23 protein-coding genes and 1 riboswitch are annotated in these 25562 nt (G+C 41.8%); of the genes, 19 read left to right on the top strand and 4 right to left on the bottom strand.

The features are described from left to right. The first annotated feature begins 51 nt into the window (after positions 1 to 51). On the top strand, positions 52 to 654 hold the full coding sequence (locus BPOF4_RS03195) for a DUF3298 and DUF4163 domain-containing protein (RefSeq protein WP_041822578.1): 603 nt from the start codon (positions 52 to 54) through the stop codon (positions 652 to 654). A gap of 123 nt (positions 655 to 777) precedes the next feature. Continuing rightward, positions 778 to 2187, top strand: a complete 1410-nt coding sequence (locus BPOF4_RS03200; protein WP_012957617.1) for an NAD-dependent succinate-semialdehyde dehydrogenase — start codon at positions 778 to 780, stop codon at positions 2185 to 2187. Positions 2188 to 2409: 222 nt separating this feature from the next. Here BPOF4_RS03200 and BPOF4_RS03205 read toward each other — a convergent pair whose 3' ends face one another. Further along, a complete protein-coding gene (locus BPOF4_RS03205; RefSeq protein WP_012957618.1) occupies positions 2410 to 2850 on the bottom strand; it encodes a Dps family protein in 441 nt (146 codons plus the stop codon). A gap of 103 nt (positions 2851 to 2953) precedes the next feature. Beyond that, positions 2954 to 3628, bottom strand: coding sequence for a B3/B4 domain-containing protein (locus BPOF4_RS03210; protein WP_012957619.1), 675 nt, complete (start codon positions 3626 to 3628; stop codon positions 2954 to 2956). Positions 3629 to 3702: 74 nt separating this feature from the next. Here BPOF4_RS03210 and queG point away from each other — a divergent pair, with 74 nt between their 5' ends. From queG to BPOF4_RS03240, 6 genes are all read left to right on the top strand, one after another. Continuing rightward, on the top strand, positions 3703 to 4860 hold the full coding sequence (gene queG / locus BPOF4_RS03215) for a tRNA epoxyqueuosine(34) reductase QueG (RefSeq protein WP_012957620.1): 1158 nt from the start codon (positions 3703 to 3705) through the stop codon (positions 4858 to 4860). Between the two features lie 69 nt (positions 4861 to 4929). Beyond that, on the top strand, positions 4930 to 5475 hold the full coding sequence (locus BPOF4_RS03220; RefSeq protein ID WP_012957621.1) for a methylated-DNA--[protein]-cysteine S-methyltransferase: 546 nt from the start codon (positions 4930 to 4932) through the stop codon (positions 5473 to 5475). Positions 5476 to 5602: 127 nt separating this feature from the next. Next, positions 5603 to 6535: an amidase domain-containing protein gene (locus tag BPOF4_RS03225; RefSeq protein ID WP_012957622.1), complete on the top strand. Its 933-nt coding sequence runs from the start codon at positions 5603 to 5605 to the stop codon at positions 6533 to 6535. 147 nt (positions 6536 to 6682) lie between these two features. Next, positions 6683 to 7156 (top strand): tRNA (uridine(34)/cytosine(34)/5-carboxymethylaminomethyluridine(34)-2'-O)-methyltransferase TrmL, encoded by a 474-nt coding sequence (trmL, locus tag BPOF4_RS03230; RefSeq protein WP_012957623.1) that lies wholly within the window; start codon positions 6683 to 6685, stop codon positions 7154 to 7156. A 305-nt stretch (positions 7157 to 7461) separates the two neighbouring features. Beyond that, a complete protein-coding gene (locus BPOF4_RS03235; protein ID WP_012957625.1) occupies positions 7462 to 7767 on the top strand; it encodes an antibiotic biosynthesis monooxygenase family protein in 306 nt (101 codons plus the stop codon). A gap of 116 nt (positions 7768 to 7883) precedes the next feature. Next, positions 7884 to 8441: a YufK family protein gene (locus BPOF4_RS03240; protein ID WP_012957626.1), complete on the top strand. Its 558-nt coding sequence runs from the start codon at positions 7884 to 7886 to the stop codon at positions 8439 to 8441. Between the two features lie 34 nt (positions 8442 to 8475). Here BPOF4_RS03240 and BPOF4_RS03245 read toward each other — a convergent pair whose 3' ends face one another. Further along, a complete protein-coding gene (locus BPOF4_RS03245) occupies positions 8476 to 10332 on the bottom strand; it encodes a transglycosylase domain-containing protein (RefSeq protein WP_012957627.1) in 1857 nt (618 codons plus the stop codon). A 204-nt stretch (positions 10333 to 10536) separates the two neighbouring features. Here BPOF4_RS03245 and BPOF4_RS03250 point away from each other — a divergent pair, with 204 nt between their 5' ends. The 8 genes from BPOF4_RS03250 (at position 10537) to BPOF4_RS03285 (ending at position 20378) form a co-directional block, all read left to right on the top strand. Beyond that, positions 10537 to 12432, top strand: a complete 1896-nt coding sequence (locus tag BPOF4_RS03250; RefSeq protein ID WP_012957628.1) for a PrkA family serine protein kinase — start codon at positions 10537 to 10539, stop codon at positions 12430 to 12432. Between the two features lie 309 nt (positions 12433 to 12741). After that, positions 12742 to 13914 carry a sporulation protein YhbH gene (gene yhbH / locus BPOF4_RS03255; protein WP_012957629.1) on the top strand — a complete coding sequence of 391 codons (1173 nt, stop codon included), beginning with the start codon at positions 12742 to 12744 and terminating at the stop codon, positions 13912 to 13914. Between the two features lie 112 nt (positions 13915 to 14026). Further along, positions 14027 to 15010: an aldo/keto reductase gene (locus BPOF4_RS03260; RefSeq protein ID WP_012957630.1), complete on the top strand. Its 984-nt coding sequence runs from the start codon at positions 14027 to 14029 to the stop codon at positions 15008 to 15010. A gap of 162 nt (positions 15011 to 15172) precedes the next feature. After that, entirely contained in the window at positions 15173 to 16201 is a 1029-nt protein-coding gene (locus BPOF4_RS03265; RefSeq protein ID WP_148229489.1) for an ABC transporter substrate-binding protein, read from the top strand. A 1-nt stretch (position 16202) separates the two neighbouring features. Next, positions 16203 to 18185 (top strand): Fe(3+)-hydroxamate ABC transporter permease FhuB, encoded by a 1983-nt coding sequence (gene fhuB, locus BPOF4_RS03270; protein ID WP_012957632.1) that lies wholly within the window; start codon positions 16203 to 16205, stop codon positions 18183 to 18185. 26 nt (positions 18186 to 18211) lie between these two features. Then, complete coding sequence (locus BPOF4_RS03275; RefSeq protein WP_012957633.1) at positions 18212 to 19099, top strand: ABC transporter ATP-binding protein; 888 nt, start codon at positions 18212 to 18214, stop codon at positions 19097 to 19099. Then, positions 19074 to 19802, top strand: coding sequence for an IucA/IucC family C-terminal-domain containing protein (locus BPOF4_RS03280; RefSeq protein WP_012957634.1), 729 nt, complete (start codon positions 19074 to 19076; stop codon positions 19800 to 19802). Before BPOF4_RS03275 ends, BPOF4_RS03280 begins: the two co-directional genes overlap by 26 nt. 114 nt (positions 19803 to 19916) lie before the next feature. Further along, positions 19917 to 20378: a GNAT family N-acetyltransferase gene (locus BPOF4_RS03285; RefSeq protein WP_012957635.1), complete on the top strand. Its 462-nt coding sequence runs from the start codon at positions 19917 to 19919 to the stop codon at positions 20376 to 20378. A gap of 561 nt (positions 20379 to 20939) precedes the next feature. Here the strand turns inward: BPOF4_RS03285 and BPOF4_RS03290 are convergent. Next, positions 20940 to 22121 carry a DUF418 domain-containing protein gene (locus tag BPOF4_RS03290; protein WP_012957636.1) on the bottom strand — a complete coding sequence of 394 codons (1182 nt, stop codon included), beginning with the start codon at positions 22119 to 22121 and terminating at the stop codon, positions 20940 to 20942. Between the two features lie 142 nt (positions 22122 to 22263). On the opposite strand from BPOF4_RS03290, the gene nfsA reads away from it, so the two are divergent. The 3 genes from nfsA to BPOF4_RS03305 all read left to right on the top strand — a co-directional run bounded on the left by nfsA (position 22264) and on the right by BPOF4_RS03305 (position 25458). Continuing rightward, entirely contained in the window at positions 22264 to 23016 is a 753-nt protein-coding gene (nfsA, locus tag BPOF4_RS03295; RefSeq protein ID WP_012957637.1) for an oxygen-insensitive NADPH nitroreductase, read from the top strand. 94 nt (positions 23017 to 23110) lie between these two features. Further along, positions 23111 to 23214: riboswitch (SAM riboswitch) on the top strand. Positions 23215 to 23311: 97 nt separating this feature from the next. Beyond that, entirely contained in the window at positions 23312 to 24490 is a 1179-nt protein-coding gene (locus tag BPOF4_RS03300) for a pyridoxal phosphate-dependent aminotransferase (protein ID WP_012957638.1), read from the top strand. A gap of 71 nt (positions 24491 to 24561) precedes the next feature. Then, entirely contained in the window at positions 24562 to 25458 is an 897-nt protein-coding gene (locus BPOF4_RS03305; protein ID WP_012957639.1) for a manganese catalase family protein, read from the top strand. Positions 25459 to 25562: the final 104 nt, after the last annotated feature.

Below are 25562 nucleotides of genomic sequence, written 5' to 3' on the forward strand. Positions count from 1 at the left end.
CCTCTGCATATATATCAAACAATGATGAGAAGGAGGGAACGTGGATTGAATATGTCGATACTGCCTGTTGAGATTCGTACTCGTCACCTGCTCCAGCCGAAGCTCGATGTTTACTACCCGCAGCTTGCTGGCTTAGTTGATCACACCATAGAAGAGAAATTAAATGAGAGGATCTATCAGCAAGTGCAAACGATGATTACGAAGCAAGGATTTTATGATTATCCAGAAACTGAGATTACGGGTGGCTATGAGGTGAAAACGAACGAAAGGAATATTGTCAGTCTTACGAATCTACACTATTCCTATTCTGGCGGGGCTCATGGCCTATCTACGCTGCGCTCCCTGACAATGGATGTACAAACAGGAAAAGTTTATAAGCTGAAGGAATTATTTAAACCTGATGCTCCTTACATCAAGAGGTTGAACAAGATCATTGAAGCACAAATAAAAGACCGAGACCTTCCATTGCTATCTCCATTTAAGGGAATTGCTCCAAATCAATATTTTTATCAAGCTGACCGGGCCCTCATCATTTACTTTCAATTATATGATCTCGCTCCTTATGCATTTGGATTCCCGTTCTTTGTCATCTCTGTGTATGAAATAGAAGATATAGTCGATCAAGAGGGGCCGTTAGGGAGGATGCTGTATTAGCATTCTTCTTTCTTTTTTACAGCGAATTCTCATCCAGTATCTCGTTTAGCTCTCCTAGATAAAGGAACCTATACAATAAATGTCGAATACATATCAGGTGACTAAAATGGAGGAGATGAGTAAATGAAAATGCTGATTGGCGGCTCTTTTGTAGGAGAAGGGCTCAGTACGATTAATGTGTTCAATCCGGCAACTGGAGAAAAGGTTGGGACGGCCCCGGATGGCGGAGAAAACGAAGCGAAGGCTGCGATTGATGAAGCTTATTCAGCATTTAAAACGTGGTCTAAAAAGACAGCGAATGAACGAAGCAAAGCTTTAATGAGCTGGTTTAGAAAAATTGAAGAAGCAACCGAAGAGCTGGCTGAATTAATGACTAAAGAGCAAGGGAAGCCGCTAAAAGAAGCCAAAGGTGAGATTGGCTATGCGAATTCTTTTATTGAATGGTATGCAGAAGAAGGTAAACGGATCTACGGTGAAACAATTCCTGCATCAGCAGCGAATAAACGAATTTTCGTCCAAAGACAAGCCGTTGGAGTCGTTGCGGCTATTACTCCGTGGAACTTCCCGGCAGCGATGATAACAAGAAAGGTAGCGCCGGCTCTTGCTGCAGGTTGTACGGTTGTAGTTAAGCCTGCTGAGCAAACACCGCTGACAGCCTTACGCTTAGGAGAGCTAGCAATTGAAGCCGGCATTCCAAGCGGAGTGATCAATATTGTTACAGGAGATGCAAAAACGATTGCAGAGGTGTGGCAGGAAGATTCTCGTGTGCGTAAGCTGACGTTTACCGGCTCAACGGAAGTGGGAAAAATCTTAATGGAAGGCGCTTCTAAAACGATGAAGAAAATCTCTTTAGAACTTGGCGGACAAGCACCGTTTATCGTAATGGATGATGCAGATCTTGATGCAGCCGTTTCTCACTTTATCGCTTCTAAATATCGGAATGCGGGGCAGACATGTGTATGTGCTAACCGAATCTATGTGCATGAAGATGTAGTCGATGCTTTTTCTGAAAAAGCAAAAGCTGCCGTCTCTGAGCTGAAAGTAGGCAACGGGCTTGAAGAGGGCGTTGACCTTGGGCCATTAATTGATGAAGATGCGGTTAAAAAGGTTCAAGAACATATTGAAGATGCAAAAGATAAAGGGGCAGAGGTCGTATATGGTGGAGCAGAAGCAGATGGTCAATTTATCGGCCCGACTGTACTACGCGGGGTCACCGAAGAAATGAAGTGTATGCGGGAAGAGACGTTTGGCCCACTCGCTCCTATCTCGACGTTTAAAACAGAGGAAGAAGTCATCGAACGTGCCAATGGAACCCCATTTGGTCTTGCTGCCTATCTATTCACTCGTGATATAGGCAAGGCTGTGCGCTTAAGTGAAGAGCTGGAATTTGGCATTGTAGGGATCAATGATGGATTACCTTCTGTTCCACAGGCGCCATTCGGCGGATTTAAAGAGAGCGGATTAGGACGTGAAGGCGGACATCACGGCATGGATGAATTTCTTGAAGTAAAGTATATTTCACTTGCTTTTTAATAATTAATAATAATAGTGGTAAAAGAGCTGTCCTAGTGGGCAGCTCTTTGCATAGTTAAGAGAGGCACAGGGGCGCAATTATGTGGTGAAGAAAAACAATTCATCTTAACACTGACGCATAAACCACTTGAAATCATACAATTCCAGAGAACCGATTGATAAGGCACCTACAGAAATAAAAAAACGAGTCTGAAGGGGTTGCCTCAAACTCGTTTTGCTTCATTATTTCAAGAATGAACGGAGCATCCAGTTGTGTTTCTCAAGAGATTGGTGGATAGAGAGTAGCATATCAGCTGTCGTTTCATCTCCAAGAGAATCTGCAGCATCCATACCTTCTTTTAGTTCATCAATTAGTTTTGTGAAATCATCTGATAACTCACTTACCATTTCTTCTGCTGATTGGCCTGGTTTCGCCTCTTCGATTGAAGAAGTTTCAAGGTAATCTTTCATTGTAGCGACTGGATGGCCTTTAAGTGCTAAAAGTCTCTCAGCAAGCTCATCAATATACGTTTGTGCTTCATTGTAAAGTTCTTCAAACTTTGTGTGAAGCGTGAAGAATTGTGGCCCTTTAACATACCAGTGATAGTTATGTAGTTTTACAAAAAGAACACTCCAGTTAGCAATTTGCTTGTTTAGAATAACGGAAACTTTATCTTGACTCATAATAACATCGTCCTCTCTTTGTAAGTAATAGTCTCTTTATACATTCCCATAATACCCTTACATTAAACGTGTTAACAACAAGAACTTCCAATGTTTAGGAATTTCATAAATTGATCACAGATGTTTGCAGGAGTTCTCCTCCATGTATTTGGGTGAACATGGATGCCGCTGCAGATACAAGTTTTTCAGCTTCTTCTACTTCCATGGAAGGCTTTAAATAAATAAGCTGGATCGCATCAGTTGTCGATGTTGATACGCTTGTACGTCTGGAGTCGACGATAGGGCTGCCGAAGGGACCGTGTTCATCTGCGGTAATAATCTTTCCAGACATATCATTAAAGCGGCCATTCACCCCGTCATAGCCTTCACCCGCCTCACCTAAGCGAACAGAGAGATCTCCTTTTAAAGCAGAAGCATCGTAAATTCCAAAAGGGATCATGTACTGTAGAGAAAAAAACGTGTTCAGGTCAACCGCAGATTGAACAGTAGGTAGAAAGTTTCCTTTTTTAATTCTTCTCATCAAAGCTTCATGTGAGGGACGGTATTTAGACGGATCTATTTTACAAATTTTAAATACGTCTCTCCATTCAGACACACCGCTAAAGGCTGTTAAAGGTTTTTCCTCAAGGTCCATCTGCAGAGTTTCTTGAAAAAATTGCAAACGGCCTTTTAACATTTGTGGTGAGTCGCTAATCACGATAGAATGGTATGATATATAGCCAAGCTTAAATTGAGGGATAAGAGATGAGATGCTTTTATCTATTTGTATGGCTGACATAAGACTGCCTCCTCCATTCGTTGTGTACGTATTGTAGCATAAAGGTGGATTTGGTAGAAGAAAGGTGATGGGGCATGATACTCGCCCAATTAAAAGAAGAGCTTATTGCATATAGTAAAACTATCGGAGTTGATAAAATCGGCTTTACTACAGCTGATCCATTTCTAGATTTGAAAGACCGCTTGGTGACCCAGCAGAATCTAGGCTATCAATCAGGTTTTGAAGAGCCGGATATTAATAAAAGAGTGCATCCTAATCAGAATTTAGAAGAAGCTAGAAGCATTATTTCCATAGCGTTAGCCTATCCTTCTAAAATGAAAGATGCACCGAAAAACACGAAGGATGCACGCCGCGGGATTTTTTGCCGGGCATCATGGGGGCAGGACTACCATGACGTGCTTCGTGACCGGTTAAGCAAAATTGAGAAGTTCTTAGAAGAGAAGGTGCCTCAAGCAAAAAAGGTATCAATGGTTGATACAGGAGCTCTATCTGACCGTGAAGTCGCAAGAAGAGCTGGAATCGGCTGGAGCGGGAAAAATTGTGCGATTATTACTCCTGAGTTTGGCAGCTATGTGTACTTAGGAGAAATCATAACCACTATCCCGTTTGAGCCAGATACACCGATGACTGATCAATGCGGCACATGCAATAAATGTGTGGATGCGTGTCCGACAGATGCCCTTGTTCAAGGGGGGCAGTTAAACTCTCAAGCTTGTATTGCCTATTTAACGCAAACAAAAGGATTTCTTCCTGAACCATATAGAGAAAAGCTTGGTAATCGATTATACGGGTGTGACACATGTCAGCAGGTGTGTCCTGAAAATAAAGGAAAAGATGTTCATCATCATCCTGAAATGGAGCCAGACCCAGAAATCGCTAAGCCGCTTCTGAAGCCTTTATTAACGATTTCAAACCGTGAGTTCAAAGAAACATTTGGTCACGTATCGGGCTCTTGGAGAGGGAAAAAGCCGATTCAGCGAAATGCAATCATAGCCTTAGCTCATTTTAAGGATGAATCAGCACTGCCTATTTTAGCTGAGTTGATGAAATCTGACCCAAGGCCCGTTATTCGGGGAACGGCTGCATGGGCGATCGGCAAAATAAGTCGAATGAACGAGAATCGTCGAAATGAAGAGAAAATTAAGCTTATATCAGCGAAAGAGCGTGAAAAAGACGATGAGGTACTCCGAGAGATTGATAGAGCGCTTGAAATGCTCGAAAATGCACAATGAGTAATTGGTCAACTTACCTAACAGTAAGGTAAGATGATGGAAAATGGACAATCGGAAGGAAGGGCTAACATGGCAGTAGAATCAACGCTTTTTGTTAATGAAATGGATAGTCCACTTGGTACGCTAACAATCGTTGCAACAGAACGAGGCGTTTGTCATATACATTTTGGAGATTTAGAAACATGTACAGCAGCTCTTCGGGCTAAATTAAGAAAGCAAGGTTTGACAGGTGAATTTATCAGGTGCGAAGAACATTCTGCAAACGATACGTTGCATTCTGTATGTGAGCAGCTGGGTGATTATTTTAAAGGTGAAAGAATTCAATTCGATGTTCCGCTTGATCTCTCAGGCACACCGTTTCAACGAAAGGTGTGGGAAGCCTTGCGAGAGATTCAATATGGTGAGACCAGGTCTTATAAACAAATTGCTGAATCCATTGGGGCACCTAAAGCTGTGCGTGCAATCGGCGGGGCTAATAATCAAAATCCCCTCCCGATTATTGTTCCTTGCCACCGCGTGATTGGCAGTAATGGAGCAATGGTAGGGTATGGCGGAGGATTAGACAAAAAAGAGATCTTACTTAATCTCGAAGGTGCAATTGAAAAAATTTCATAAACAATTTCTCAATATATAGCCTCTTTCATTTGAAAGGGGCTTATTTTTATATGAGAGGCATGATGGACAATACCTCGCTCATAAATTAAATAAAAGCATATTCGGTTATAAAAGGCAGGTGCGGTGGATGGAAAAACGAATTGTTGAGCCTATTCATGCATTAATTCAAAAGAGAAATACACGATGGGTACAGACTGCCGAGCGTGATTCACCTGGTTCTCTTGAATACACCGAGGCAATTGAAAACCAATCAGAGTTGAATTGTTTTATGCGAGCTAAGGAGTCGTTAGTACGGAGGGGAGGAGAATGTATCCGCTCTAAAGCATCAGGCACAATCCTTCGTAAACAGCAGATTGGCAGAAAGGAACTTGTGGATTATGTTGTTAAATATGAGCAGTTTATCCGCATCAAAAAGAACATTCATTTAACAGAAATCGTGGAGGAAAGAAGAGCTGTATTTGAGGATGGTCTCCTAACAAAAGACAGTGAGAAGAGGCCTCTTATTCAAAGAAGAGAGGACAAAGAGAGTTCTCAACCGTTAACATTTTTAAATGCAGCTGAAACAAGGAGCAGCCGTAATGCCTATAATCGTCTTGAGGCAGTAAAATATGCAGAGCGATGGTGGAATGATTATAACCCCGCCTATAAAAAGTTTAAGGATAACTGCACGAATTACATTTCTCAATGTCTTCAGGCTGGGGGAGCTCCAATGACATGTGCCGGTAATCGTTCTAAAGGCTGGTGGATGCAAAAAGGCAACTGGAGCTACAGCTGGTCTGTTGCTCATTCCTTTAGGTGGTATTTGAGTGGGGCAAAGACAGGACTGCGGGGTGTTGAGAGAGAAAAGGCACGTGATCTGACTTTAGGTGATGTAATTTGCTATGATTTCAACGGAGACGGAAGGTGGCAGCACTCTACGATTGTGGTCGCAAAAGATGGAAACGGGGAGCCGTTAGTTAATGCACAGACAACGAACAGCCGGATGAGGTATTGGGCCTATGAAGATTCAACGGCCTGGACGCCGAATATAAAATATAAGTTTTTCCACATCAATGTATAATGGTCAAAGCCGCTTGATGGTGACAAGCGGTTTCTTCTTTGATCTAACCTTTTGAAGTGGTATACTAGTTGTTATGTGAAATGAGATAAAACATGATCGAAATGAAACATGATCATTGAAGAACATGAAGAAATAGAGGTGTGCCACTTGGGCTTACATATTGTCCTTTATCAACCTGAAATTCCTGCAAACACTGGAAATATTGCTAGAACATGTGCTGGAACGAATACATCGCTGCATTTAATCAGACCGCTTGGGTTTTCAACAGATGATAAAATGTTAAAACGTGCTGGCTGTGATTATTGGCCAAGCGTTGATATTCATTATTATGACTCGTTAGAAGAGCTGTTTGATACGTACAAAGAGGGCGAATTTTACTTTATTGAAACGGTTGGAACAAAAAATTTCAGTGAGTTTGATTACTCAGATGATAATAAAGATCATTTCTTTGTATTTGGACGTGAAACAACAGGGATTCCACAAGATATTATTGACCGTAATCTGGACCGCTGTTTTAGGATCCCTCAAACAGATAAAGTGCGTTCACTAAATGTGTCTAATACTGCGGCGATTGTGATTTATGAAGCCATCCGCCAGCAAGGATTTAAAGGATTATCATAAATACGAAAAATCGACCTTACATCATGGTAAGGTCGATTTTTGTTAGTTCTTATGTGGATTGTCTTCGTAGCCCGCTGTGAAAATCGCAGCTAAAAATGCTACACAGACACCAAGGATTAGGATTGTACCCATGATTATTCCTCCTTGTGAGTCAACATAGTTTCTATTATAAAGCAAGTCTCTTGCAAATGAAATAAAAGCTGTCGAAAATCTTTGTCAAGCTCATGACGCTTTGCCAGAATGCTTTGCAACAATGAGTGAAAACGTTATACTTAAAGGGAGCTTATGACAAAGGAGGAAGATCAATGTATGTTGTAATGAATGAACTTCACGTGCCAAAGCAAGCTAAAGAAGAGCTTTCTAATCGTTTTGGCAATGCTGCTGAGAATATGAAGAAGGTACCTGGCTGCCTGGAATTTATGTTTTTAGGAAACGAAGACGAAGATGGCAAGCAAGTCGTTTTCACAAAATGGGAAACAAAAGAGCATTACGAAGAGTGGTTACATAGTGATGCGTTTAAGCGCGCACATAAAGAAAAGCGCGAGTCAAAAGAAAAAGGACCAACAACAGGAAATGAATTAAACGCCTATACGGTTATTCATCAATCCTAAGCAGCAGGCCCGTCCTGCTGTTTTTTTAGTGACTATGAACGATGCCTGGAAACGATGACTAGAAACGATACTATGAAGCCAAGCTGGTATGATATGAGAATAGGAGATATATAGGAATGTCGAATCGATATATTACGAGTCATTTCCCCTTAATTTCTATTTTGCTATTTAGTTTAACGTTTGCCCTTTATACTCAAACCCTCATTTTAACGCAGCTTGTTGACCTTGGAGTGTATGAGGGGATGCGCGAGTTTTTCTCTGAAAATGGGATTAAGTTAACGCTGTTATTTTTATTAATGTTGTTCTTTTTTATGATTTTTTCTGCGTTAAAGCTTATTGCAGATACTACGGTTGAGCTCTCCATGCTGTTTTTCTCAAAAGATATTGAAGGGGTAGAGCTGAATAAAATACGTGCCGGATCGTCTATTTTTATGGCATTGAGTATTATTTCGCTTGCTCTTACACAGGATATCATTTATTTAACTGCGGCTTTTGCAGCTGCTTGTTTTATTTATTTTGTCTACTTCGTTTATAAAGTAAGTGATTCGCTTTCCATTCTAGGATTGATTGGACTTATCTTTTTTCATATTATCTTTTGGAGTACATTTTTAATTGCTGTGATCTATGCGTTAGTAAAACTATATAACAGCTTTATGGCAAGTCTGCCAATATAGAAGGCCCGTTACAACGAATGTAACGAGCCTTTTCTTATTTCATAATCTCTCTCCAGATTGTTAAATGCGGGGAGCTGCCGTAAATAGCTGACAGTGATTCACGTCGATCCTTTCCGATCCAGATGCCTGTTGTATATTGGTCATTTAAGCCGATAAACCACATGTCATGATAATCATTCGTTGTTCCCGTTTTTCCTCCAACATAATTCGAGGAAATCGAGGCGCGCCTGCCGGTTCCGCTTCTTACAACCTCTCTTAAAAGAGTTCGCATTTTATCATTTGTCTCAGGACTCCAAAGCTCTTCATCCACGGCTTCCCAGCTGTATAAAATATCCCCCTCATCCGTTTTTACAGAACGAATGCCGTAAGCGGGAGCATACTGGCCATTGCGGCCAAACGGAGTATAGGAGCGGGTAAGTTCAAGCGGCGACATCCCGTAAGTAAAACCTCCTAATGCCGCAGGGAGAAAATGATCCTCTTTAGTTACTTCTTTAAATCCGAATGTGTCTAGATAAGTAAAGGCTGTCTCAATCCCTACACGGTCAAGAATTCTTACTGCGGGCGTATTATACGAGTGTATGAAAGCAGTCATTAAGCTGACATTCCCATATTGGCCGCCGCCGTAATTTTTTGGACAATATCCGTTTGAACAAAAGTTATTCGCATTAATAGAGCTTTGAAGAGGGACGGCTGATTCTTCCATATACGGTGCATAGACGAGAATCGGCTTAATCGCTGACCCAGGCTGCCTGTACATTTGATATCCACGGTGGAAATCAAACTTTTGATACGCTTTGCCGGCAGTTATCCCAACAAGTTCATTACGCAGATGATCAATCATAACTGCAGTTGATTGGATGTCTGTTTGTGGCAGTGTGTTTGCGATCACATCATTGGCTCTTTTTTGCATGGCAGGATCGAGTGCCGTCTCGATATGTACACCTGATTGAAGCACCTTTTCCACTTTCTGATTCAGCTCTCGTTCAATCGCTTCAATCTGACGAGGAGATTCAGCAGACGAAAGTCTTCTGTTAAAGCCATCCTCTTCAGCAATTAATTCTTTCAATTCATAATGAATATACGTTACGTAATCAGGGAAAAGATCAATCCTTTTCTTCGGAGTAACGGTTATTTGCTGTTTCTTTGCTTGATCAGCTTCCTCTATTGTAATGACCTCGGCTTCTCGCATTTTCTCAATGATCCAGTCTTTTCTGAGGTTCGTATTTTGACTGTTCTTTATTGGGTCATAGTGGGTTGGGTTATTAGGAACAGCACTCAAGAACGCGACCTCTGCTAGCGTGAGCTCTGAACTCGTACGCCCGAAATAAAATTGACTGGCCGCTTCAAAGCCGTACACACCATTTTGAAAATAGATCGTATTTAAATAGAGTTCAATAATTTCTTCTTTTGAGTACTGCTTTTCAATTTCATGAGCATATAACAGTTCACTTAACTTACGGTTATAGCTTTGTTCATGAGAAAGGAACACGTTGCGAGCAAGCTGCTGAGTCATCGTACTTGCCCCTTCTTCAATGGAACTGCTTTTTGCATTTATAACAAGCGCACGAATAATGGCTGTCCCGTCGTATCCTTTATGATCAAAGAACCTGCGATCCTCTGTTTGAATAAAGGCATCAATGACTTTCTTTGGAATGTCTTGATATTCTATATACTCACGGTTGCCTTCATTATAAATCTCTGAAATAACTTGCCCTTCCTTATCATACATATAACTATTCGAGGACAGTTCGATCGTATCTATGGCTACATGTTCTTCGAATACTTCACTTAAAGTCTGAATATCCTTTATTTCTGCTGCTGCTTCCATAAACAAAAAGGAGAAGCCGAAAAGCAGCAGGATAATCAGAAACCAGCCTATCAATGTTTTCATCTGTTTACACTCTTTTCCTATTAATCAATGATGATTGTACCACGACTTTTGTTGTTTTTGGGTTAAAGAATTACAGCTGTCATGGAAAATATTAATCTTTGTATTTGCCGAATGAAGTCATTATCTGAAATGGGATGCATGTTCACTTGGGCCTGTGCATAAAGTATATTAATCTCTCTTGACGATGAGGATGGGGGTAAAATAATGGATATCTTAAAAAAGATTGAGAATTTCAGAGAAGAAGAAGAGCGGTTGAAATGGGAAGGAACATTCGCTGACTACTTAGAGTTATTAAGAGAAAAACCGTACGTAGCCCAAACAGCACACTCCCGCGTTTATCATATGATTAAAGATGCTGGGGTGGAAGAAGAAAATGGAGGAAAGAAATACTCATTTTTCAGTGATCAAATCTATGGCTTAGAAGAATCAATTGAAAAGCTGGTAGAAGAGTATTTTCACTCGGCAGCGAAGCGATTAGATGTACGCAAACGTATCCTTTTATTAATGGGACCTGTCAGTGGTGGTAAATCAACACTTGTTACGATGCTGAAAAGAGGTCTTGAGCAGTATTCACGCTCAGATCAAGGTGCTGTATATGCGATTAAAGGTTGTCCGATGCATGAAGATCCGCTTCATTTGATCCCGCAGCATTTACGAGGAGATTTCTTTGAAGAATACGGAGTGAAAATTGAGGGGAATCTTTCTCCGCTTAATATGATGAGGCTTGAGCAGGAATATGGCGGAAGAATTGAAGATGTGATGGTTGAGCGTATCTTCTTCTCAGAGGATAAGCGAACAGGTATCGGTACATTTAGTCCGTCTGATCCTAAATCCCAAGATATTGCCGACCTGACAGGGAGTATCGATTTTTCAACGATTGCCGAATATGGCTCTGAGTCTGACCCGCGAGCTTACCGTTTCGACGGAGAATTAAATAAGGCCAATCGCGGGATGATGGAATTTCAGGAGATGTTGAAGTGTGATGAGAAATTCTTATGGCACTTATTATCACTAACTCAAGAAGGAAACTTTAAAGCTGGCAGGTTCGCGCTGATTTCTGCTGATGAGCTGATTGTCGCTCACACGAATGAATCAGAGTATAAATCGTTTATTTCAAATAAGAAAAACGAAGCCTTGCACTCGCGGATTATTGTGATGAAGATTCCTTATAACTTAAAAGTGAGTGAAGAGGAACGAATTTATAAGAAAATGATTCAAGACAGTGACTTGTCTCATGTTCATATTGCTCCGCATGCGCTTAAGGTGGCAGCTATATTTACCATTTTAACGAGATTAAAAGATCCTAAGAAACAAGGGGTCGACCTGGTAAAGAAAATGCGTCTATACGACGGAGAAAGTGTGGAAGGCTTTAACTCTCAAGATCTTGAAGAGTTAAAAGCAGAGCATCCAGATGAAGGGATGAGCGGGATTGATCCACGTTATGTCATTAACCGGATCTCATCTGCGATTATTAGAAAGCAATTAACATCGATTAATGCGCTTGATGTGTTAAGGTCGATTAAAGAGGGATTAAATCAGCACGCCTCGATCTCACAAGAAGACCGCGAGCGCTACATGGACTTTATTGCAGTTGCTAGGAAAGAGTACGATAAAATCGCTAAGAAAGAAGTTCAAAAAGCGTTTGTGTATTCGTATGATGAGTCTGCTAAAACGTTAATGGACAATTACTTGGATAATGTTGAGGCCTATTGTAATAAAAATAAGCTGCGTGATCCATTAACAGGCGAGGAAATGACTCCAGACGAGAAGTTAATGCGCTCGATTGAAGAACAGATCGGCATTTCAGAGAATGCTAAAAAAGCGTTCCGTGAAGAGATTCTCATTCGTATTTCTGCCTACGCACGTAAGGGTAAGAAATTTGATTATAATTCACATGAACGTCTGCGTGAGGCTATTCAAAAGAAACTCTTTGCTGATCTTAAAGATATCGTGAAAATTACGACATCTGTTAAGACGCCAGATGAGTCGCAGCTGAAGAAGGTAAATGAAGTTATTGCTAGATTAATTGATGAGCATGGCTATAACTCTACTTCAGCCAATGAGCTGCTTCGTTACGTAGGAAGCTTGCTAAATCGCTAATAAAGGGTGTCATCATCTCAAAGAAGAGATGATGACACTTTTTTATTTAGAGGAAGCGTATGTATGGTAAGGGATATTGATGTATTTTTGCTTGTACAATACGAATTTGTCAGAATTTATTAGCAACTCTTATCCCTGTCTGCATAGGATATTATAAGCCCCTATCTAAACGACAGTAAAACAAAGGGCGGTTCGAGATTAGTATATGTCATTATTTGAGAAGTGTGCTTGGATATGTTGAAGGAAGTTGCTGATTATCAGGTTTGATTCATTGTATACAGAGGATGGAGATATAGGAGGGGAAAAGGTGTGAAAAATCCAAACAATCATAACTTTGTCGTGTCGCAAGAGAATTGGTCCCTCCATCGCAAGGGACATCAAGATCAAAGACGTCATCAAGAGAAGGTTCAGGAAGCGATTAAAAAGAACCTTCCTGATTTAGTAAGTGAAGAAAATATTGTTATGTCAAATGGACGTGAAGTCATACGTATCCCTATTCGCTCTTTAGATGAGTACAAAATTCGCTATAATTATGATAAGAATAAGCATGTTGGGCAGGGAAAAGGTGACAGTAAAGTAGGCGATGTAGTAGCAAGAGATCCGAATGCGCAGCAGCAGCAAGGACCAGGAAAAGGCCAGGGTGCAGGAGAAGATGCAGGAGAAGACTATTTTGAGGCCGAAGTGTCAATTATGGAACTGCAGGAAATGCTGTTTAAAGAGCTAGAACTTCCTAACTTGCAGAAAAAAGAAGAAGCTGAAATTATTGTAGAAGATATTTCATTCAATGATATTCGAAAAAAAGGATTAATGGGTAATGTCGATAAACGACGTACGATTTTATCAGCCATTAAACGAAATGCCCTAGAAGGCAGACCAGGTCTTATTCCGATTTATAATGATGATCTACGTTTTAAAACATGGACAGAAACCACCAGACCAGAATCAAAAGCCGTTGTACTTGCGATGATGGATACAAGTGGCTCGATGGGGCGCTGGGAAAAGTATATGGCACGCAGCTTCTTTTTCTGGATGACTCGATTCCTGCGTACGAAATATGAAACCGTTGATATTGAATTTATTGCTCACCATACAGAAGCTAAAGTTGTATCTGAGGAAGACTTCTTCTCAAAAGGGGAGAGTGGAGGAACGATTTGTTCATCGGCTTACCGCAAAGCATTAGAATTAATCAATCAAAAATATGATCCTAAGCGTTTTAATATTTACCCATTCCATTTTTCAGATGGGGATAATTTAACGAGTGATAATGCAAGGTGCTTAAAGCTTGTGCAGGAGCTGATGGAGAAGAGCAGTATGTTTGGATACGGGGAAGTCAATCAATACAGCCGTCACTCTACCTTGATGAGTGCCTATAAAAATATTGATGACCCTCGCTTTAGACATCATATTTTAAAAGAAAAAGGCGATGTATATCATGCGATGAAGACCTTCTTTAAAAAAGAAGAAGAAGGTGCGATGGCGTAGTAGACATTATAGCAAGCATTTCTTCGGCTGCGAAGAGGTGCTTTTTTTCTTTGTTTAAGGATTGTTTTGGCCGGATATAGAGGGGGTAGAGCAATGATAAAGGAGTGATAGTATGAATTTACAAGAGGCATTGAAGAAGAAAATCGGGTTCGGTACAGCTCCTCTCGGCAATATGTTCCGAGATGTACCTGAGGAAGAAGCCATTAACACAATACAATCAGCTTGGGATCATGGTATCCGCTATTTCGATACAGCCCCTTTCTATGGCTTCGGTTTAGCAGAAATGCGCTTAGCAAAGGTGCTTTCAGCATATCCAAGAGAGGAATACGTACTCAGCTCGAAGGTAGGGCGGATCGTCTCAGAGGAGAAAGAAGACAAAGAAGGCCTTTTCGAACATGCTCGTAAAAATAAAATCATTCATGATTACACCGAAGACGGTACCTTAAAGTCAATCGAAGATAGTCTTACACGTCTAAAAACAGATTACTTAGATTTTGTATTCGTGCATGATATTTCGCCTGATTTTCATGGAGATGAATGGATTACAAAGTTTGATGAAGCCCGCAAAGGCGCCTTTCAAACTCTCAGCCGTTTGCGTGATGAAGGAGTGATTAAGTCATGGGGGCTTGGAGTGAATACGACGACTCCAATTGAGCTCGCTATGCAATTAGATGATGTCCGGCCGGACCTATGTTTATCAGCGACTCAATACACGCTTATGCAGCATGAAGGTGCATTAGAGAAAATGATGCCCTTAGCTCAAAGAAAAAACATGGAATTTGTAATCGGCAGTCCTTATAACTCTGGGGCGCTCTTAGGAGGCGAGCACTTTGATTATGCAGAAATTACGGACGATAAAAGAGAGCAGGTCCAGAAATTAAGGAAAGTGGCAGAAGAGCACAATGTTTCTCTTAAAGCAGCAGCCTTGCAATTTTCAACTGCTCATCCTGCAGTAAAAGCAGTCATACCTGGATCTACAAGACCAGGTCGAATAAAAGAGGATTTGGCTTCTATGGACGACCAAATCTCTCGAGCCTTTTGGGAGGACTTGCTTGATCGTAAATTAATTTCTGCAAAAGCACCACTACCTAAATAAAAGATAGATGCAAAGACCATTCAGATCCTCTTCTGAATGGTCTTAATTTATATAATAATGATAATCGGTATCAATTAAACCTTGATCCTATGTAAATAGGGTAGTATACTGTGAGTGTCAATGATAATCATTATCAAATTAGCTTACATACTGGAGGAACAAATGATGAAGACATGGTTACGTTTAGCAATCCTTGTTTTATTTATCTCTCTGCTTGCTGCTTGCGGCGGGAATACGGATGAACAGGAGTCAGCTGAAAATACAGAGGAAAACACAGAGGGAAACACAGAACAAATGGAAGATACAGAAAGTACAGAGGCGGTGACAGTTCGGGATGCCTTTGGAGAAAAAACATTTGAGGAAACCCCATTAAAAGTTGTAGCACTTGAATGGACGTATGTAGAAGATCTACTTGCCTTAGGTGTGCAGCCTGTTGGTGTAGCTGATATTGAAGGCTATAACTCATGGGTCGATATTGATGCCGAGCTAGACCAAGACGTAGTTGATGTAGGGACACGTCAAGAGCCTAATCTAGAAATGATTGCTGAACTGGAGCCTGATTTAATTATTACAGCAGGTTTCCGTCATGAAGCGATTCAACAAGAGCTTGAATTCATTGCACCAACATTATTCTTTGATCCTTACCCAACGGATGAGACGGTAAGTCAATACGATGAGATGGAGGAAACATTCCGTACGATTGCTAAAGTCGTTCAAAAAGAAGATGAGGCAGAGAGTGTTCTAGAAGAGCTAGATGCCAAATATGAAGAAGCTAAAGAACAAATTGCAGCAGCAGATCTAAAAACGAATGAGTTTGTGTTAACGCAAGCGTTCAGCGCCAACCAAGCACCTACTCTTCGCCTATTTACACCAAATGCAATGGCTACACAGATTTTTGAAAAAGTGGGTCTTGAAAATGTATATGATTCTGGCCAATTTGAAATGTACGGTTACTCAGAAGTAAACGTAGAAGCATTGCCGGCAGTTGAAGATGCTAATTTTTTCTATGTTGTGCAAGATGATGACAATGTCTTTGAAAATCAGCTTCAGTCTAACAGCGTTTGGCAGAACCTAAACTTTGTTCAAAATGATCAGCTTTACCCGCTCGGCGGAGATGCTTGGTTATTTGGAGGTCCGCTTTCAGCAATGACGCTTGTTGATCGCATTGTTGAAGTAGTGGAAGAAGAGTAGTATGAGCGAGTCTACAACTAGATGGAAGTCCATTTTCCTTTTTGGGGTGGGCTTCTTTCTCCTATTTATCACAAGTCTTGTTCATATCAGCCAAGGCCAAGCTGGCTATAGTGTCACGACGCTGTTAACAGAAGTATGGACGAATGGAAGGGTTCAAGATGTTGTGCTTGGACTGCGACTGCCTAGAGTAGTGATTGGAATACTTGCTGGGGGTGCATTGGCTGTTGCAGGTGTGTTACTACAAACAATCACGAAAAACCCGCTTGCATCAGCGAGTACACTCGGAATGAATGCGGGAGCTCATTTATTTGTAATAAGTGCCCTAATCTTTATGCCTGGAACACTTGGACAATTTCCGTTTCTGGTCGCTTTTTTCGGAGCAGCATGCGCTTCATTGCTCGTGATGATGCTTGTAGGAAAGGCGATGGAGCCAGTCCGGGTAGCATTAACTGGAATGGTGGTTGCCCTATTATTTTCATCTGTTACGGGAAGTCTTCAATTAATCTTTGAAAATGAAACAAACGGTTTGTTCCTTTGGGGATCAGGGACGCTTGTTCAGCTTGATTGGTCAGGTGTTCAATTTGCGGTAGGCTTTATTTTAGCAGGTGTAGGTATCGCGTTGTTAAATGCTAAAAGTTTAGATGTACTTACACTTGGGGAAGATATTGCCACCTCATTAGGTCAGCCCGTGCAAAGAGTGAAGGCGTTTGCTTGGATTAGTGCGATCTTGCTTGCTGCAACGACGGTAAGTGTGGTCGGCCCTATAGGGTTTGTCGGGTTAATAGCCCCTCACCTCGTAAGAATGATGGGTATAAAAGGACATCAACCGCTGATTATACATTCGTTTTTATGGGGAGCTATTCTCCTTATTACAGCTGATGTATTAGCGCGCTGGATTCAGCCCGGTCAAGAAATACCTGTTGGTGCCATGACAGCTTTGATAGGCGGTCCGTGGCTGATGTATTTAGCGTACAAAACAGGTAAGAAACATTCGAGAAGACAGACGAAGCTAGGCGGAGATACTGTATCTATGCCGTACCCGCTTTTATTAATGGCAGGAGCCATGGTGGCTGTTATAGTCACAGCCCTATCCGTTTCTTATGGGGCAGGTTCATTTTTCAGCTGGAATGATTGGCTGAATCAAGCTTATTTATCTCCTTTTGTATGGGAGTTTAGGGTGCCGAGGATCTTGACAGCTTTTGCGGTAGGGATGCTTCTTGCCATGTGCGGCGTGCTGCTTCAAGGAGTGCTTCGAAATCCATTAGCTGATCCAACGGTATTAGGGATCACATCAGGCGGAGGCGCGGGGGCAATGATTTTTCTTGTTTTATTCCCTGCAGCATCTATTCAATTTCTGCCTTTTGCTGCAATGATCGGTGCTGCCGTTTCAATCGGAATTATTTTACTAGTGACATGGAGGTCTAATTGGGAGCCTATTCTCCTTGCTTTAATGGGAGTTGCCGTATCTGCAGTAGGATCTGCCATTATTCAAATTATGGTCGTGAAAGCAAAGATGGGTGTCGCACCTGCACTTGCCTGGCTTGCAGGTTCTACGTATGCAAAGAGCTGGTCGCATTTACAGATTGTTCTTGTCGTTGCACTGATTACGATTCCTTTAGGATGGTTTTTATCAAGAAAGCTAGATTTACTATCATTTGGTGACGATGTGTCCACTGGACTTGGAATGAATGTCGGTCAAACAAGAATTCTCGCCATTATGTTAGGGGTCGCAATGGGTGCGGCTAGTGTCTCGATTGTAGGAACGATTGGATTTATCGGATTATTAGCACCCCATGCGGTAAGAAGGCTTGTGGGAGTGGAGCATCGCCGCCTTATTCCGTTGTCTCTACTCCTTGGAGGTATTTTACTCGTAGCTGCTGATTTTGTCGGACGATATATTTTAGCACCAAAAGAGATACCGGCGGGACTTGTCGTGGCCGTTCTTGGAACACCATATATTTTGTATTTATTAAGAAAAACATAAAGCTTTTAAGAGGGAGTGTGGCAAGTATGAAAAAGGCTGACAAAGGGCTGAGTGAAGTAACTTCAATACAAACAAATCGTCATGCCATCAGTGCAAGCGAGTTAACATTAGGTTACGATGAAAAAGTAGTGATCGATCAATTAGATGTGCATATCCCTGAAGGTGAGATTACGGTTTTCATAGGGGGAAATGGCTGCGGAAAATCAACGCTGCTTAGATCACTGGCGCGTCTTTTAAAGCCTCAGTCCGGTTCGATTCTCTTAGACGGCGAAGCTATTCATAAGCAATCTACTAAAGAAATTGCACGCCAGTTGGCCATACTCCCTCAAGGGCCTGAAGCACCAGAGGGGTTGACGGTCCTTCAATTAGTCAAACAAGGAAGATTCCCTTATCAAGGACTGTTCTCCAAATGGACGGCAATGGATGAGGAGAAAGTGCAAGAGGCATTGAGAGCGACTCATTTAACGGAGCTAAAAGACCGCCCTGTTGATTCATTATCAGGGGGGCAAAGACAGCGCGCATGGATTGCGATGACTCTTGCTCAAGATACTGATATTATTTTGCTTGATGAGCCGACTACTTATCTGGATATGACCCACCAGATTGAAATATTGGATTTGTTATTTGATTTAAATGAAAAAGAAGGGCGGACGATTGTCATGGTGCTGCATGACCTTAACTTAGCATGTCGTTACGCGCATCACTTAATAGCTGTTCAAGATAAGGGGATTTATGCAGAAGGGAAGCCTGAGGACGTCATTACCTGTGATTTAGTCCGTGACGTATTTAAAATGGAGTGTCAAGTGACAGCCGATCCTCTATTTGGTACTCCTTTATGTATCCCGCATGGGAAAGGGAGATGCGTTGTGCGTGAGGAGGTCGAGAGAATTGATCCTTACAAAGCTCTCAGCTGAGGAAATTAGTGCCCTAGAGTCCACCCGTATGAATTTTCAATTGAATCAAACATATCCTCTCTCATGCAAGTCAGAAGAGTTATTTGATGATCATTTTCTCCTTTCTTATTTAGAAAGAGTGAAAAAAGAAGTCCAAGCACCAGACTTGCTTGTAGCAGCTTCAATCTTCTCTAAACGATACAGCCTAGTGGTCACACTGCCCGCGCTTATGATGATGACGGTATACAATAAGCGTATGAGCTGGAAAACAGAAGATCTTGTTCTCACGGACTCGCTATCGGAAGAGTGGTGGCTTCCTGGCATCTTTCATCAACACATCGTTACCTATGAAATAGATGATGACCACCGCCTGCAGCAGCAAGAAATCTTATTTAAAGAATTATTTGCTTATCATTTATCTCCGTTATGGAGTAAACTAAACAAGCTCTCAGGTATTCCTGTCCCTACTTTATGGGAAAATGCCTTTTCATATATTAAGTGGTTTTATGAGACAGTGCTTCCTGAAAAAGCAGACCCTCCGAGAGTAGAGGATGATTTTGAATGGATTGGGAATGCGGATGGGAACTTATTTGCTTCTAGAAAAAATCCATTTCAATCCTTTTGGCATGATGCAAAGAGGCATAAAGAGATGAGAAGGACCTGCTGCTTTGCTTACAAATGTTCTTCTGATAAAATCATGTGCAATTCTTGCCCCAAAAAATAAATACCTTTCCGGGAAGGCATCTAGGAAACTAGGTGTCTTTTTTGTGAAAACATTGGAAGGATATGACTTGTAGTGAATAGAATCATATAAAGAATGAAGAGAAGGAGAGTAGATATGGAGGTCAATTACATTCATGAAATGAAAGAAGAGCTTGCGAAACAACTGATTGAGTTGCAGCAGCAATCCTACCGCATAGAAGCCAATTTGATTAATTATCCGAATATCCCTCCTCTCAATGAAACCGTGGCGGACCTTTTGCGGGAGCCGAAGACCTGGCTTACTGCAAGCTCTGACAATCACATTATTGGAGCAATTGCTATAGAGACAAGAGCCGACCACTGGCTGTTAAACAAAGTGATCGTGTCACCTCGCTTTTTTAGAAGAGGAGTCGGGAGGATGCTCATTCAGAAAGTAAAGGAAGAGACAAGTGTCCCGCTTTATGTAACAACAGCAAGTCATAATACCCCTGCTGTTAAGTTATATGAAAGTGAAGGCTTTACTCAATTTAAGCATGAACGCACAACAGACGGACTGCTCCTTAGGACATTTGTGTATAGAAAAGAGCCTGGGCCATAATGGCTCAGGTTCTTTTGAATAAGAGTACCTTAAACATGTGTTATAGCAGGCTCGCCGCTCCTGAAATATACTACGCTTTCCGTGGGGAGCTAGTGAGCTTCCTCGGGCTTGTGCCCTGTGGGATCTCACTCTTGCTCTAGTCCACACAGGAGTCTACGTATATTTCATCCGCTGAGATAGTGCTTTTCCAGAAATTTCGTGGAATGATGTAAAAAATGAGCTCAGTTCTAATAAATATTGCTTTCAACTGCCGCACGGGCTTTTAGGTTTAGATATTGCTTATAAAAATGGGCACTAAATAACATCCTTCCTCGGTTGATTGGAGCGGAAGGCACCGACTCCAGCGGGATGCGCGTGACCAGGGAGACCCCGCAGGAGTGCAACGACGAGGAGGCTCCCGGGCCGCCCGCGGAAAGCGTGTGCCTGTAGCGGAGATCAACAACTACTGTAGGAGTAGGAATGTACTTTTTCAATGACCTGCTCTAATCCCCGCAGCAGTCTTCGTATATTTTACGAGCGGTATGCTGAGGCCGCAAACTTTTGTCTCAGTCTCTTTCTTTATCATTTTAACTTAGGAATCTCGAGATAGGTTCCAGCTCGCCATACCCATTCAAACGGTCCCATTTTAAAGCGAGTGAGCCACCAGCTGCTGAATAGTACTTGGAGCAAGAAAAATCCAAGGGCAAGAAGAGCACCCGCAAAATAGCCAATACTATTAAATAAGCCAATTCCATACCCGAAGAATAAGGTAGTAAAGACGATGGACTGCATTAAATAGTTTGTCAGTGACAGCCTCCCGACTTTTGCTAAAGGCTGCAACCACTTTTGTGCCTTAGGGCTTGTAGCTAAAAGAGCAATACTTGTTGCATAGAACATCGCGACAAGCGGTCCGCCGATTGTCATATGAAGCATTTCATAGGAGTAGGAATCCCCCATAAAAGCATGTGGAATTTTAGCAGGGAACCCAACGAGCATCGTGATCCACCATATTTTCTTTATGAATGGACGGTTTTCTTCAATGGTTAACAGCCACTTTTTCCGCGCCACAAATGCACCGAGTAAAAACATGCCAAGAACAGCTACAACAGCATTAAACGTAACAAGAAGCTGGCCCCATCCGCCCATTCCAAATGGATCTGTTGTTAACCTGAATTGTACAACTTCTGCATATGTCCCAGACGTGAGCACTTCTTTTTCTTCTGCAGAGTAGGCTGCTAGTGAATCTTCAAAAGTGAAGGTGGATTCATCCTCTGGCATTGCAATACTTGAAGCCATCAATAACAAAATGATAAAAGACCAGATAAGAAGACCTCGTTCCTTTAAGCGGAGAAATAAAAATAAGATAAATCCTCCGATCGCATATGTTATCAGAATATCTCCATCCCAAATCAAAAGGTAATGGGCTAACCCAGCGAAAAGCAGAATGAACATTCTTCTATAATATACGGTTCCAAATCGGAGTTCGCGTTGTTCAAGCCTCTCTTTCAAAAGGGCCATCCCGTAGCCGAATAAAAATGAAAATAAGGTATAAAAGCTTGCTGTGGCAAAGAATAAGATCGCACTCTCAGCAACTCGGTCAATTGTACCTAATGGGTAATAATCATGCAGCCCTGGAATCAAGAAAAGACCGTATTGAAAATGCAGGCTGTTAGCAAGTAGAATCCCAAGCAATGCGACCCCGCGCATCATATCAAGGGAGGCAATCCGTTCATTGTCTTGGATTGAGGTAGCTCGTGTGTTCATCTCAAACCTCCTGTGTAAAATTGGAATCATAGTAACTTACTCATTGTAAAATATTTCTATTACTCTCACAAGACACAATTCTTTCTCCGGCTAAATAGATCATGTAAACTATTTAATAAATCAGAAAAAAAGGGTGATCCTTATGAAAAATGAAATGACAGAGCTCTTGCAAAGCCACCGTTCAATTCGTGCCTTTACTAGTGAAAAAGTAAGTAAAGGAATGATAAAGGAAATCATCGAGTCCGGCAGGTGGGCGCCTACTTCCCATCACGTTCAAGCTTACAGTATTGTTGTCGTCACAGATCAGCAGAAAAAAGATACATTAAGTGAGCTGTGCGGCAGCCAGAAGTATGTCGCTGATTGCCCGGTATTTTTCGTCATTTGTGCAGATTATAACCGTCTAAAAAAGGCTAGCGACAAACATGGGGCTCCTCTTGAAGTTGGAGGCATCGAACAAGTTCTTGTAGGAGCAGTTGATGCAGCCCTTGTAGCTGAAAATATGTTTATTGCTGCAAGGTCCTATGGTCTTGGCGGAGTGATGATCGGCGGCATTCGAAACCTTCCGGACCAAGTAAGTGAGCTTCTCGATCTTCCTGATTATACATTTCCGGTCATGGGATTATGTATCGGTTATCCTGCTCAAAACCCTGATCAAAAGCCACGGCTGCCAAAGGCTGGTGCTGTTCATTATGAGACATATCATCATGATCAAATCACAGCATCTCTTGAGCAGTATGACAAAGAAATGAAGCAATATTATACAGAGCGGACAAACGGAACCAGGAAAACTACGTGGACTGAGATGATGGCAGCTCACCACTCTACTCCAAAGCGTGCACATCTCGATCAGTTTCTGAAAAATCAAGGATTTTTACATTCTGACACAAAAGATTGACAAATCGTTAACAATTCTGTAAACTCTCATTCATAAAGAGTAAATACATAATGTGTAGCGCTTTCATAGAGTGTTAGACAAAATGAATAATCATCACTTATCCAGAGAGACCGAGGGAACAGGCCCGACGACGTCCAGCAACCGCCGCAAGGAAAGGTGCTCCTTCCTGCAGAATCATTGTATTCTGAAAGATAAGCGAATTGTCTTATTCAGACAAGAGCCTTTTCAGAATATGGAAAGGCTCTTTTTTTATTTTTAAGTTAATCAATAGGTAGAAAATATAGAGGTGAGACACATGAAAACATTTGAACCATCTAGAGCTATGGAGAGGCTCCCAAGTCAATTTTTTGCAAAACTAGTTAAAAAAGTGAATGGAGTGAAGAAACATCATGACGATGTGATTAATCTCGGGCAAGGCAATCCCGATCAGCCGACACCTGCGCATATCGTTGATAAATTAAAAGAAGCAGCTGAGAATCCAATGCATCATAAATATGCTCCTTTTGCAGGCCACACGTTTCTAAAGGAAGCTGTCGCCCAATATTACCTTCGTGAATACGGAGTAGAAATAGATGCACAAACAGAAGTGGCTGTACTGGGCGGTGCTAAAACAGGTCTAATTGAGCTTAGTCAGTGCTTGTTAAATCCTGAAGATCTTGCCCTCGTACCAGACCCTGGATACCCTGACTACTGGTCAGGGGTCGAGCTTGCCGGAGCAAAGATGCACATGATGCCACTTATAAAAGAATTGGATTTTCATCCCGACTTTACAACACTTAAAGAAGAAACACTTGAACAAGCTAAATTAATGTTCTTGAATTACCCCAATAACCCAACTGGCGCGATTGCCACACCAGCTTTGTTTCAAGATGCGATTGAACTTGGCCAAAAGCATGATCTATGTATTGTTCATGACTTTGCGTATGGGGCGATTGGTTTTGAAGGAAAGAAACCTCTTAGCTTCTTGCAATTAAAAGGAGCAAAAGATGTTGGTGTAGAAGTGATGACGTTATCCAAAACATACAATATGGCAGGCTGGAGAGTCGGGTTTGTTGTTGGAAACAAAAGCGTGGTGAGTGCAATTGAAAAGCTTCAGGATCACTTATTTTGCAGTATTTTTGGAGGAATTCAGGAAGCGGCTGCTCATGCGCTTTTATCAGATCAACAGTGTGTAGATGATCTTGTAGCCACATATGAGTCCCGCCGTAACGTACTAGTTGAAGCAGCACATAAAGCAGGGTGGGAAGCAGAAGCGCCGCTCGGTTCGTTCTTTGCATGGTTCCCTGTTCCAAAAGACTATACATCAGAAGAATTTGCCGATGTTCTTCTTGAAGAAGCAAGAGTTGTGGTCGCTCCTGGGGTCGGGTTTGGTAAATACGGAGAAGGATATGTTCGCATCGGGCTGCTTGCAGATGAAGACACATTAAGAGAGGCAATGGAGCGTATCGGGGCTCTTCGGCTCTTTGACAAATAAAAGGTAATAAGACAAACAATCTCTCACATAAAACATATAGAGTTACTATATGTGAAATAGGAGGGATTGTTTTGTTTACACGCTATAATCGCTTAGCTATTGAACTCCCTAAGCCAAAAGCTCCCGATGCCAATGCCGCTGCTGCTGTACAGGAGCTTCTTGGCGGGAAATTTGGGGAGATGTCGACGTTAAATAACTACTTATTTCAGTCATTTAACTTCCGGAACAAAAAGAAGTTAAAACCTTTTTTTGATTTAGTTGCGAGTATTACAGCTGAAGAGCTTGGTCATGTTGAACTGGTCTCAAACACGATTAACTTAATGATTGAAGGGACGACTTTCCCAGGAGACCCGAATATTGCACCGATGCAGGCAGCTACTGACAAGCGGAATACGGCTCATTTTATTCAAACGGCACAAACGTCTTACCCAATGGACTCAATGGGAGGTTCGTGGAGAGGAGACTATGTTTTTAACAGCGGCAACTTAATCCTTGATTTATTACACAACTTCTTCTTAGAGTGCGGAGCGAGAACACATAAGATGCGTGTATATGAAATGACAAGCAACCCAGTAGCTCGTGAGATGATTGGGTATTTACTTGTGCGCGGCGGTGTTCATGTTGTGGCCTATGCCAAAGCAATTGAAATTGCAACAGGTGTTGATGTAACGAAGATGCTTCCGATTCCAAACTTGGATAATGCGGCGTTTGAGACAACAAGGAAATTCGAAGCTGAAGGAGTGCACCGTAAATTATATACATGGAGTGCCACGGATTACAGAGATATAGATAAGATCTGGAAAGGAAATCATCCACTGCAGGGAGGCCAGCTCGAAGTGATCGTAGGGGCCCCAGCCGGTGCACCAATGCCTGACTTAGAAGAAATTCCTGAGGAGTTTGCACCTGGGATCTCTAAGGAAGATTTCGATGAAATTGTCAAACGTCTTCAACGTTCTGCTGGTATATGATAAATGGAGCGCACAGTATTTACATATATTGTGCGCTTCTTTCGTTTTGCGAAACAAAGCGCTTTCAATTTTTAGAATTATTTAGTAAAATATGAGTTGGAGAG

This window comes from Alkalihalophilus pseudofirmus OF4, assembly GCF_000005825.2.
GTDB classification, from domain to species: Bacteria; Bacillota; Bacilli; order Bacillales; family Bacillaceae_D; genus Alkalihalophilus; species Alkalihalophilus pseudofirmus.